The organism is Streptomyces sp. NPDC003011 (genome assembly GCF_053591515.1).
In genome coordinates this window covers 1-11,875 of the sequence record NZ_JBSFTY010000151.1, presented here as the reverse complement: position 1 = coordinate 11,875, position 11,875 = coordinate 1, and the positions used below count along the sequence as shown (strand labels likewise).

Here is an 11,875-nt window from a genome sequence, read left to right as displayed (position 1 = left end):
CCAGTACCGCAGCGACGCACTCGACGGCTGCCTCACCGGCACGGGACTTCGACCCGCTCCACCATGACGACATCACGCATTCAAGGTCGGTAGGCGTGGCCCTGCTCTGCGCAAGTGCCGTCGAGCATCGCTGTCCGGTGTCCTCCGGCCGAGCATTCCCATTCCGGTGTGCTGGCGGTGAGTATCGGGTGATATCCAAGGTTATGGGCGGGGCAAACAGGCCAGATCGTCCAGTAGCGCGACATGAGGTAATCCTGTACTGCCTCAGCTGTTTCGCAGACGACGTCCGGTTTGCGGATCGCCTGGATCGTGGTGTTGCCGACCTGGGTCAATCCGGTCGGCTCCAGATCGTCCGGAGGGGAGGACGACAATGCCTCCTCGATGGCGATACCGGTGTCCCGTCTCGCTTGACCAATGAAGTAGCGCATGCAGTACTTCGCCATGCTGATCCTTCGCTCCTGCACCATGGGAGCCAGGAGCTCAGGGGGAACTTCACCGTTGTTCACAAAGATTCGCCAAAGGAAGTTAAGGAAATCGTTCGATCTTTGTACCTCGCCGAGCCCGAGCCATAGCTGCTCGCACACTCTTCGCGCCCATGCCAGGAAGGCCTGGTCCAAGGGATCGAATTCATAGTCGGACATAATTAACTGGACTCCCTGGGCCGGGGGTCGACCGCCACAGTGTGAACGGACGACCCCCGGCTGAAAAAATGGTAGGTGCTAGCGGTGGTAGCGACCGCCGCCGGAGAATGTCTGGCCTGCGCTCCAGCCGTATCTCTGGCCGCCCAGGCTCGCTATCCCTTCCCAGGTGACGAGTACCGTGTCACCTGGGTCGAGGCGGCAGTTCCAGAAACTGCACTTGAACCAGCCGCGCCCTTTTTCCTTGTTGTTGCTGAACCAGTATCCATGGAACTTGTAGGTGCCGCTTTCGCCGTGACTGTACGTCTCTTTCTTGACGTAGAAGCCGTCGACGTAGAGTGTCCACTTCGCTCCGGCGTGAATGTACGCGCTGCGCCACTTCTTCCGGAAGGTCAGATAGTGCGAAACGGCGCAGCGGTTCTTGCTGTCGCAGCTGCGGCGAATTCCGATGCAGGTGTACTTCGTGCACTGGTGCTGGTCACGGTACTTGAGGCTGGTGCCGCCGAGGTCGAGGCCACTCACCGGGTTGCCGCACACGTATTCGTAGGCGTTGCAGCTGCCCCCGTACACGGGGTCGACGGTGAGGAACCGGCCGAGTGCCCGGTCGTAGAGCCGGACGCCCATCACAATGTCCCCGGTGACCGTTGCGGCCGAGCGTTGGTAGCTGCCCAGCCACCCGTACGCGGAGCCGGACGACGTGGTCGCGTTGCGGCCGTACTCGTCGAAGTGCTGCACCGTGATGGTGCTGCCGGTATCCAGTGGCAACTGCACAGCGATGTCACCGTGGAGGTTGGAGAGCTGAAGCACCGTGCCGCCGCTGGCCGACGTCTGTGCCGCCATGCCGCCGTCGAGGTCGGTGACGTACCGAGTCACGGCGTTGCCGTTGGTGGACCAGGTGGGGCTGTCGCAGGTGCAGCCGTAGTGGTTGGTCACCGTGGCGTCGCGCTGCCAGCCTGTCTGCGTTCGCGATTCTGTGGCCTGGACGGCGAGGCGACCTGCCGCGTCGAGTTCCCAGGTGCTCCGGCTGGAGCCACGGGTCTGCGAGGCGGCGAGGTCGTTCGTGTAGTAGGACAGTTCCGTGCTGCCGTTGACGGTGGTGCGGCCGAAGGCATCGTATGTGTTGGTGGTGAGCCGGTCTGCACTGTCGTAGCTGTGACTGACCGTCTCGGTAGTGGCATCGTCGGTGCTGCTGTCGCAGTCGTCCGAACGGGTCGCCAGCGACGTTCGGTTGCTGTTCGCGTCGAACTCGTAGGCACGGGTGGTGCATCCGGTCGCTGTGGTGCCGGATGCCTTGGTGAGGAGCCCGGCACCGTCGTATCCGTAGTCCGTCTCGATCGCGATGCCGTCACTTTGCGTATGACCGGCCTGCCGGCCATGGGCTGTGTAGGCGGCGGTGTCCGCGAGGACCGTGGTGCCATCGGAAGCGGTGTAGGTCCTGCCGGTGCGGTGCCCCTCGGAGTCTGTGGTGACGGTCAGGGTGTAGCCACCGGGCAGTGTCTGCCGCGTGAGGTTGCCGTCGGCGTCGTAGTCCGCGTTGAATGTTCCAGCCACAGAGTCCGTGAGTGACTTCGGGTTGCCGGCGGTGTCGTAGGTGTACGTCGCGGTCGACGGTGCCGAGTCGGTGACCTTCACGGGCCGGTCGAGGACGTCGTAGGCCGTGGCGGTGATGTTGCCCGCCCCGTCGTTGTACGAGATCGTCCGCCCTAGGCTGTCGTGTCCGTAGGTGATGGTCTTGCCGCCGGACGACTGAGTGAGGGTTCTGCCGGTGCTCTCGTCGTAGGTGTAGGTCGTGGCGGGCGTAGTGGTTCCGATCCCGCCGGTGACTTCGGTCTTCTTGGTACGGCCTGCCGGATCCGTGGTCGTGGTCGTAGTGCGGGTGGTTGCGCCTGCGGTCTCCGTCTTGCTCTCGGCCTGGCCCCACCGGTCGTAGGCGTAGACGGTGGTCACCAGCGCCGCCGGGTTGGTTCCGCCGCCGGTGATGGTGGCGGCCGGTGCCGTCCGGCAGAGCAGACCCGCCCATTCGGGACGGTTTCCGCAAGCCCCGAGGCCATTTGCGGTGTAGTAGGTGTAGGCCAGCGTGCCGGCGTCGGAGCCGTTGGAAGCGGGCTGTCGAGTGGTCGCCGTACGGTTCGCGTCGTCGTAGGTGGTACGTGTGGTGATCGCCTTGCCGCCCGGATCCTGGGTCTGACTGGTCTGCTGGCCCGTGGACCAGTCGTAGGTCGAGGACGTGCGCCGGATGTCGCCGTCCGCCGGGTAGCCCGTGACCGCAGCGCCGGTCGCCGTGGTGGTCACCAGGTCTGAGACCGAGGCGTCGGCGGGTCGGTTCTCGTCATAGGTATAGGACACGTGGGTCCGTGTGTTGACGACTGTTCCTGCGGGAAGCGTGGCCTCGCCCGTGCCGCCGGTCAGGGCCTCGGTGAGGGTGACCTGGTGGAGCGGGCCGTACTCGTCCAGGAGCCGCCAGCCGTCGGTGGCGTACACCGAACGGGTCGACAGTTGCTCGGCACGCTCGGCCGTGGTCATGTCGGCCAGGCCCAAGGATGTCAGCCGATCCGCGGCGTCCTCGCCCTGACCCAGGGCGAGCGCGCGCTCGACCGCTCCGAGTTCGGTCACGATGTTTCCGTGCGCGTCGTACTCGGCGACGCTGAGGGCACCGCCCGGAGTCGCGGTGTTGACTTCCTCTCCGTTGGCGTTGATGTAGCTGATGGTCGCCCTGGCGTACGACGTGGGGGACAGATCGTTGCCGGTGTTGGAGGACGGCACCGCGTCGGCCGGGAACACTGCGGTGGCATCGGTAGGAGTGTCGTCTTGAGCCCACGCGGACACGGTTGAGGTGTCCATCTGGCGAGGCGCCTTGCTGCCCGACAGGGGCACGTCGTACACCACCGTGCTCACGGCGGTGCCGGAGGTCTGCTGCGCGGACCCTTCGGCCAGCGCCGGACGGGAGACGTTGAGCAGCATCCCGGCGCCGGCGGTGAGCGTCGATCCAGCCTTTCCGTACGAGAAGGTCCAGGGCAGCTCGCCCGGCTCGGTGAGGGTGGCCACGCGGCCGTCGCTGTCGTAGGTGTAGGCGATTTTCAGTGCGGGGGAGATCCGCGGATCCCAGACCTGGCGCAGCCTGCCGGAGGTGTCGTAGGCGTATGTGGCGACGGTTTCGGCCGTGGCATTGCCGGCGCCGGCGTCGGTGGCCCACAGCCTGAGCGACTTGACCTGGTTCACGTAGTCGCCGAGGGTGCCTGACGCGGCGGTGGTAGAGCCGGCGTAGACGAACTCCAGGACGCGGCAGCCCTTGGCCGACGGGGTTCCCTGGCAGATGGCCGCCGTGACTGCGCTGCTGGGAGAGATGACGTACTTGGGGCGGGCGAGCTTCTTGCCGTCCACCGTGATCGTCTCCGATGCCACTGTGACGGTCGAGTCGCTGACCGAGGTGGCACTGGACGCCAGGGTCCAGGTGGTTGTGCCGTCGCCTGCCTTGGCGAATACGGTCACGTTGGCGTCATTGTCCTTGAGGGTAAACGTTTCTTCTGACAGCGACAGCGACAGCGACAGCGACTCGGCACCGGGCTCGGGCTGCCACCCTCCGTCACTGGTCGCCGTGAAGGCGACCGAGCCGCCCTCCGCGCTGAGCAGTTCGACGGACGTGTCGGAGGTCTTCCGGATCTGCGTGTAGCCGCTGTCCGTTCCGCTCGCGCTCACAGAGGCGGACCATTGCGGGCCGAAGATCCGTGCCTGGCCCTCGGTGTCGGTGTTGTTGGCCCGCGACGAGTAGGTACGGGTCACACCGGCGTCGAAAGCCGACGTATCCGTGGCCGTCATCGTGTAATCGCCGGTGAGCTGATTGACCTCACCGGGACCGACCTGGGCCTGGGGCGCGGTGCCGGCGTCGCGGTCGAGAGTGACCTCGGTGGTCTGCGAGTGGCCGCTCGTGGTGCCGTCGGTGAACACCGCTCGCAGGTCGATCAGGCCGTCCTCGGAAAGCGATGCGACAGTGTTCCACACCAGCTTCGTGGCATTGCCATCGGTGACGTTCACCGGCCAGGAGGAGACCGCGCTGCCCGAAGCGGTGACGTCACCGACAGGCACAGTGTGCCAGACATCGGTCTCGCCGCGGCGGTACTGCCAGGTCACACCGGTGTAGGTGGACTTACCCCTGGCGGCCAGCGTCAGCCGCCGCGCCGTAGTCTCGCCGTCCTGCGGGGAGAGGATCGCCGCGCCGTCCGCGCCGACGCCGAAGCTGTAGGCCGTCGAGCCCGAGGAGACGTTGCCGCCGGAGTCAACGGTTTTGGCGTACAGGGTGTGCCAGCCGTCGGACGGAGTGATGGAGACGGTCGCGGCGTCTCCGCCGGACCCGTCGGTGGTGTCGAGCTTCCTGTTCGGCGCCGCCGGGTCGTCCAGCCCCCAGTAGTAGCCGGCACCGTCGGATGAACTGGTGTCGAGTGTGCAGGACACCGCGCCGTCGGCCTTGGCCGTCCAGCCGTTCTCCTCGTAGGTGCCGCATGAGATGGACGGTGCGTTCGGCTTGCCGGTGTTCAGCACGAACGTGGTGTAGCCGGTCCAGACACCGTAGTCGGTGCCGTCATAGGCACGCACCCGGTACCGCAGGTGCGCACCTGCGGGAAACGCGTTCGCCGCAGGAATCGTGAGTTTGGCCGTGGAACCGGAGGCCACCGACGAGGACGTACCGGTGTACGAGTAGGTAGTGTCCGTGTAGACCGGATCCGCCGTGATCTCGAACTGCGCCGTCGTGGCGGAGCCGTCGTGGTCGGTCACCTTCGCCGACAGCGCCGGGGTGAGCGACGTGACGTACCGTTTGCCGTTGTAGGCGTTGACCTGCGAAGGCGAGATGGTGAGCGAGCTCGGCACCGACGGGTAGGAGTTGTACGTCACGGTCAGATGCGGCTCGGCCGAGTGGTCGCCGGAGACGTAGTTGGCCGAGCGGAAGCGCCGCCAGGTCAGTGAGTCGGTCTCGGACACCGCAGCGACCCTAAGGCCGTAATTGGCCGAGCCGTCGGCCCACGCCTGCACGATGGTGTCGATGTCGAAGTTCATCGTCCCGGCCGGGCAGGAACTGTCGTAGCCAAGCGCCGCCTTGTTGGTCACCGCGCCCGTGGTGGTGGTGGACGGCTGGGCGGACCATGTGATGTCCGACGACGACCAGGACGACGTGATCCGCCGCACCTGGGTGCCCGCACCGGCGGTGGAGCAGGTCGAGGAGTAGTACGAGTACAGCGACAGGTTGGTGTCGGTGATGTGCTTGCCCTTGAACGCCGACACGTCGAACTGCAGGTACGACCGGGCCTTCGTGGTGCCCGCGTCGTAGGTACCGGACTTCAGCTCGCTCGATGAGACCTGCGAGTCGGTGTAGTTGGTGGCGACCCAGGTGTCCGTGGTCACCGCCAGCGTTGTGGTCGGGTCGACGGTGACCGGGTAGGTGAGGTCCTGCTCGAAGTAGTCGGCCTCCGGCGTGAGGAGCAGGGTCTGTGAGCCGTCGGCGGCGGTCTCGACCTTCGTGGGAATCCGGGCCGGGCGCTCGGACTCGCCCGAGGCGTCGTTCTTGGAGGAGTCCCACATCATCGGTGCCGGGGCCTCGGCCACCAGCTTGCCGTCGCTGTCCTTGAGCAGCAGGTGCCCGGAGTCGCCCTCCGACAGCTTCAGTCCGTCCAGCTTGACGGGGATCCGGTACTCCAGCGGCGCGTCCGGGGCCTTGTCCAGCAGGACGTTCTGGCTGAAGCCCTGGGACAGGGCGGTAACCGTCAACTTCTGGCCATCGGCGAGACCGTAGAAGGCTGTGTCGTCCTTGATCTCGGGCTTGGGCAAGGTGTCCTCCCAGCCCAACGCGAAGGACGTGTCACCCCGGGACACCGACGCCAGCGCCGTATCCCCGCCGTCCGACAGCTTGATCTTCGCTGCTGCGGTCTTCGGCTCCAGTTTGGTGCCTGTGTCCGACAACGAGGTGTCGATGTCACGCCACTTGCCGTCGACCTTGATGCGGATCGGTTCAGCGTAGGTGGACGTCTGCAACTCACCGCTGGGCAGGGCGTACGTCGTCGAGGTGGCCGATCGCTGTGATGCCACCTCGATCCTGCGGTCCTGCAGCCGGGCCATCAGCAGAGCCGCAGCGACCGAATCTGCCGACGAAGCGGCCGAATCGGAATTCGATGAGGCGGCGAGCGTTGCTTCCGCCGCCGATCCGGCTGCGAACGCCGCACCCGATCCCAGGGACACGAATGCTGCCTCGGCCGCAAGGGCTGTAGCCATCCAGAGAGCTATTCGCGCCCGCGGACGCGGAGTTGCCCTCCACACGCGCGGCGTGTGCTCAAGCCGCGGTATCGGTCTCACCAACGTGCTCCTCACGAAGGTGTGCCTGCCGCATCCATCACGGCAGGCACACGATGTAAATGAAATGTGAGGATAGGCGCAGGTCGTGCGTGTGCTGGTCGCCGGAGCGCGGGAGAAGGGCAGCGAGTACTCGGCTTTCGAGTCGTGCGGGCTCTCCTCAAGCTTCAGTCGGATGCCACAGAGTCCTAGGAGAACCTTCATGATGTAGATCATCCCGATTTACGCCGCTCCCAGCAGTCGCCGTTCACACGATCGACCGAAGCATGTCAAGTGGGTCCAACCTGAGACCAGTGTCACAAAAGTCATGGTGTCTCCCCGTTGGATGGAGAGACGCTGTTGGAAGCACCGGAGCCGCGCAGCCAGGCCTCTTCACGTCGCCAGATGAGTAGGGCAAGAGCAGCGGCGGCGCATCGATGAGGCCCGGATGGGGGCGCTGCGGCGAGAGAAGGAGAAGAAGCGGGATCAGATTCGCGCCAGGAACGCGGTCGCCCGGATCAGAGCCCTGGCCGAGGCCACCGCCGCAGAGCAAACCGCCCGTGCCCGGCCGCCCGGCCGGCTCTGGCAAGTGGCTCGCGTCTTCCGCCGCGGTGTCGACGAGGCCCTGGCCAAGCTCGCCGAGGAGCACGGCGTCACCGCGACTGTCGGCTACAGCACCGACGATCCCCGGTACGCCGGGGGCGTCCCCTCGTCGACGAAGACGGCGTCCCAGCCGCAGTCTTCGACCCCGACCCGGGCCGCGTGCGCGGGGGCGTTCCTGCTGCTGGCCGGACTCCTGCTGATTTATCCCAGCAAGGCGGACCAACGCCGGTTCGAGAACGCGCCGAACATCAAGAAGAAGCACCGGCCAATCCCCAGTCCGTCACATCCGGGTCACCCAGCTGCGTGCGGGCGATCTCCATCAGCCATGGAAGATCTACGGTGTGTCCACTTTCGTTGCTGTCCGCCCTACGCTGCGGACGCGGCGGTGCCGGATTCCGGACCGAACCGGCTGGCGAACTCCTCGCGCACCCCGGGGGTGCTCAGGAAGAGGGCGCTGCCCTCGAGGAAGCGCGCCTTGTTGAGCTCCTGGGCCAGGACGCGTCCGGCGTACACCGTCGGATCCTCGTGCCGCTCATGCGCCTCGCGCTCCAGCTGCGCGTACTGCTCGTCATCGATCTCGATACGAAGTTCCCTGGCCATGCCCCCACGGTAGCCGGGCCCGGTCCCCGGTGGGAGGGAATCTGATGGTGAGCCCGCCGGCCCAGTACTCAGTGAGTGGCACACGTGGAGCCCCGGTCCCAATGAGGACGGTGGCGGCCCAGCCGTACCAGCTAGGACAGCCCCGAGGACGAGGCGAGTTTCACGTCGCCGGACCCGAAGCCCTTGCCGAGCAGGAAGAGCACGAAGTAGCAGGCGCCCAGGATGACGGAGCCGAGCAGCGCGGCAGGGAGATGACCCGGCGGCCTGGTACCGGGAGTGGTGGACGGCACCGCACGACCCCGAGTTGCCGCCCGGTGCGGTCATCGGGCTGGCCGAGTGTGGGAACCGCCCGGACGCTGGACTGCTGTGGCCGCTGCTTGTGCACCTGACGGCCGGGGTGCGAGGTGAGCGGTGGCAGGGCTGCGGACACTGGACTGCGTGCATGCGAAGCAGTTGTGGGCGCTCCTCGACGACCCTGCCGCCGGTGTCGTCCGCGAGACTGCCGCCGCCCTGGCCGGTGCGGCGTCCGGAGTCACGCGGGACGGGCACCAGCCCGGCCGCCGAGGCGAGATGGCCGGCGTCCGTGTAGGCGGTCAGGTCGCCCACGGCGACGACGAACTCGGCGCCGAGTATCGGGCCAATGCCGGGCAGGGACTCGATGATCTCGGCCTGCGGATGACAGCGGAACGTCTCGTGGATCTGCCTGTCAATCCCCCTGAGTCGGTCGTCCAGCGCCAGGATCTGTGCCGCCAGGTCAGCCACGATCTGGGCGGCGACGTCCTCGCCGGGCAACGCGGTGTGCTGGGCCTGGGCAGCTTCCAGCGCGGCAGCGGCGACGGTGTCGGCGCTGCGCACGCTGCGGTTGGTCAACCACGCCGTGAGCCTGGCTCGGCCGCGTCGGCGGATCGCTGCCGGGGGCTGACAGCCGGTCAGCAACACCAGGGCACCCTTGTGGGCCGAGAAGTCGAAGGCCCGCTCCAGTGCAGGGAAGACACCAGTCAGCACGTCGCGCAGTCGGTTGATCATCCGCACCCGTCGGCGACAAGATCGGACCGGTGGGCGGTCAGCAGCACCAGATCGGCAGCCAGCTGCGCCGGCACGTCGATAGCGGTGAAGTCCCTGCGGTGACGTGCGGTTTCGGCGATGACGTAGGCATCACGGGCGTCGGTCTTCGCCTCGCCCCGGTAGGCCCCCGACATGCGGTTGACCGTGCGGCCGGGCACATAGACGGCCTGCTGACCGTGAGCTGCGAGCAGAGCCAGCATCAGCGCGGACGACGTGCCGGAGATGTCCACCGCCCACTGAACCTCGTCAGCCAGCTCGAGGATCTCGCCGAGCGCGGTCAGGATCGCCGACTCATCGTTTTCGATCTTCTTCGACCACAGGGTCGCGCCGGTCTCGTCGACCACGGCCGCCCAGTGGTGGAGCTTGCCCGCGTCGATGCCGGCCCAGACCCGGTTTTGTCGCTCGCTCACTCGCCCCTCCTCAGTTCCAACACATGCCGTCGGCCCGAGGAACGCCCCGCTGTCATCTCCGTAATCAGCGACCGCAGACAGCACGCACATCTCAATCAGCAGCCAGGGCGCCCCGAAGAGCCGGGCGGCCACTCCTGGCAAGCCACTGAAGGCAGAAGCTCTTGAGCCACACCCGGCCCTCCCGGGCCGCCCAACAACTTACGGAGAAGCTCTTGCGCCCGTCGGGCCGGGCGTCCGGGCAGGGCCGGTAGATCAGCCGCGAGGTTCGCCAGCCTTGTAGCAGGCCAGTGCGGCCACCGATAAGCGGCGGCGGGAGCGGCCCCGCACGCGGATCACCGGGGTGTGGCCACGGCGGGACCAGGTGCGGGCGGTCGGCGGCGTCATCGGGAATCCGGCCTCGTCCTCGAAGACGAGCCAGGCGTCGAGCGCCGCCACGGTCCTTCCACGCTCGGCCAGGTCTCCTTCACCCAGCCGGCCACCGCGGTCTCGTCCCGCTCGATCGCCCGCCGGGCGGGGACCTGGCAGCTCCAGCCGTGCCGCTTGAGCAGGGCGGCCACCCCTTGCACGGTGTAGCTGTGGTGGAAGCGGCGCCCGATCAGCGTCTTGATCCGCGACAGGGTCCAGGTCTGGTCCGGCCAGCCGTGTGCCACCGGCCCCTTGGCCGGCTCCCGCTCGAGCACGGCGAACAGTTCGTCACTGAGCAGCGGCAGCGATGCCGGGCTCTTGGAGGCCAGGGCCCGCAACCCGTTTTGCGACCAGGCTCTGCGCCACCGCTGAACCGACCGGACGCTGACCCGCAGGTCGTGAGCGATGACCGGGTTCTCGTCGCCCTGCCTGAACCGCTCGGCCGCTTCCATCCTCAACTTCTCGCGGAAGGACCGCCGTTCCCCGGTCAGTCCGCCCCCCTTGCGCATACCTCATGCGGTCGGCATACCGCAGGGATCATGAGGCAATGCCGCGTAGTTAAGCGGTGTCCGCGCTGGTCAAGGGCATAGAGGCATGGCCTGCGAGGGTGTAGAGAGCGCGCCCCGTCTTGCGGATAATGCCCTCGCTTGACCATTGGGACAGTTGAACGCAGAAGCTGTTCAGGTTGGTGATGCCCAGCATGCGTGCGAGTTCGCGGCCGTGCCAGGCCCGGCCGGGCTCGGCGGCGAGGATGGTGAGCACGCGGTGCTGGCGGCCCGCGGTCGGCGGCGTCCGGGAAGGGGCGGGTGTCGGTGTGTGGGCGGCCGGGCTCCATGAACGGCGATGGCGGACCTGTGGCGGCGGTGGGGTGTCGTGGGCCGTGTAGAGCGTGATGGCGATGCCGGTGATGCTCTGGCTGGTCAGTGGCCTGTTGTCAGCGGGGCGGGCGGGGTAGCGGGAGATCGGGCACTTGACCTTGTGGATGCTGGTGCGCAGACGGCGGGGCGGGAGCAGGTCGGACAGGACCGCTCGGCCGATGTCGCCGACCAGATCGGAGTCCCCCGCGGCCGGGACGACGCCGCGGCCGGCGGTCAGGAGGTCCCGGGCGGTTTCCAGGGCGGTGGTAAAGCTTGCCCGGTCCGGATCGAGACCCGGCGCTGACTCGATGGCGGCCACCATGGCGATCCGCAGGACCTGGTAGGTGGTCAGCAGCGCCCACATTTCCTGTTCGACTCCGACCGGGTCACCCGAGCGCAGGACCCTGCCGGTGAGGAGCGTGTGACGCAGGGAGTAGAACGCGCACTCGATTTCCCAGCGTTCGTGATAGAGCCGTACCAACTGCTCCGCGGGGTCGACGCGATGGTCGAGCATGTGGTGAGCGCCGGTAGCGCCCCTGGACGTGGCGGCCGTCGGTGGTGGTGACGGTGATGTCGGCGTCGATGACGCGGAGTTTCAGGCCCGCGATCCGCGTGAGGAAGGATCCGTCCGGCAGCGGGGTGAGGACCGGTGGGCGGCGGCTGGATTTGGTCCTGATCAGGAACTGTGCGCCGGTGCGGGAGAGGGCGGCCAGGAAGTCGTTGCCGTCGAAGGCCCGGTCGGCCAGGACCAGCATGTCGGCGGTGAGCCGGTCCAGCAGCCGGCAGGCGTAAGCGGTTTCGCCTCTGTCGTTGGGTCCGAAGACCGCGCCGAGCAGGCCGCGGGTGCCGGTCTCCACCAGGGCCATAAGCATCATGGCGGGGTAACCGGCCCACCCGGACCGGTACTTGATCCTTCCCAGCCAGCCCCGGTTGCGCTCGGCATCCGGTGTCTTGACCGACAGGCACCCGTCGAAGGCGACCG

Annotated in this window: 6 protein-coding genes and 2 pseudogenes; all 8 read right to left on the bottom strand. The window is 67.3% G+C overall.

The features are described from left to right. Window positions 1–80: 80 nt before the first annotated feature. Window positions 81–641 (bottom strand): hypothetical protein, encoded by a 561-nt coding sequence (locus ACWD0J_RS40145; RefSeq protein ID WP_451500802.1) that lies wholly within the window; start codon window positions 639–641, stop codon window positions 81–83. A gap of 78 nt (window positions 642–719) precedes the next feature. After that, window positions 720–6,896 carry a DNRLRE domain-containing protein gene (locus tag ACWD0J_RS40140; protein ID WP_451500801.1) on the bottom strand — a complete coding sequence of 2,059 codons (6,177 nt, stop codon included), beginning with the start codon at window positions 6,894–6,896 and terminating at the stop codon, window positions 720–722. Window positions 6,897–7,922: 1,026 nt separating this feature from the next. Continuing rightward, window positions 7,923–8,156, bottom strand: a complete 234-nt coding sequence (locus tag ACWD0J_RS40135) for a hypothetical protein (RefSeq protein ID WP_451500805.1) — start codon at window positions 8,154–8,156, stop codon at window positions 7,923–7,925. 131 nt (window positions 8,157–8,287) lie between these two features. Next, window positions 8,288–8,446: a hypothetical protein gene (locus tag ACWD0J_RS40130; RefSeq protein WP_451500804.1), complete on the bottom strand. Its 159-nt coding sequence runs from the start codon at window positions 8,444–8,446 to the stop codon at window positions 8,288–8,290. 223 nt (window positions 8,447–8,669) lie between these two features. Next, window positions 8,670–9,631: pseudogene (locus ACWD0J_RS40125) on the bottom strand (IS110 family transposase); the annotation flags it as partial. Between the two features lie 202 nt (window positions 9,632–9,833). After that, window positions 9,834–10,545, bottom strand: a pseudogene (locus tag ACWD0J_RS40120) (winged helix-turn-helix domain-containing protein); the annotation flags it as partial. 49 nt (window positions 10,546–10,594) lie between these two features. Next, window positions 10,595–11,374 carry a hypothetical protein gene (locus tag ACWD0J_RS40115; protein ID WP_451500803.1) on the bottom strand — a complete coding sequence of 260 codons (780 nt, stop codon included), beginning with the start codon at window positions 11,372–11,374 and terminating at the stop codon, window positions 10,595–10,597. Continuing rightward, window positions 11,280–11,875 (bottom strand): transposase (locus tag ACWD0J_RS40110; RefSeq protein ID WP_451500800.1); only part of this gene is annotated, 596 nt, incomplete at its 5' end. The genes ACWD0J_RS40115 and ACWD0J_RS40110, both read right to left, overlap by 95 nt.

Coding starts and splice junctions, on each gene's coding strand:
- ACWD0J_RS40145 (WP_451500802.1), bottom strand. CDS start 641: ATGTCCGACTATGAATTCGATCCCTTGGACCAGGCCTTCCTGGCATGG.
- ACWD0J_RS40140 (WP_451500801.1), bottom strand. CDS start 6,896: ATGGCTACAGCCCTTGCGGCCGAGGCAGCATTCGTGTCCCTGGGATCG.
- ACWD0J_RS40135 (WP_451500805.1), bottom strand. CDS start 8,156: ATGGCCAGGGAACTTCGTATCGAGATCGATGACGAGCAGTACGCGCAG.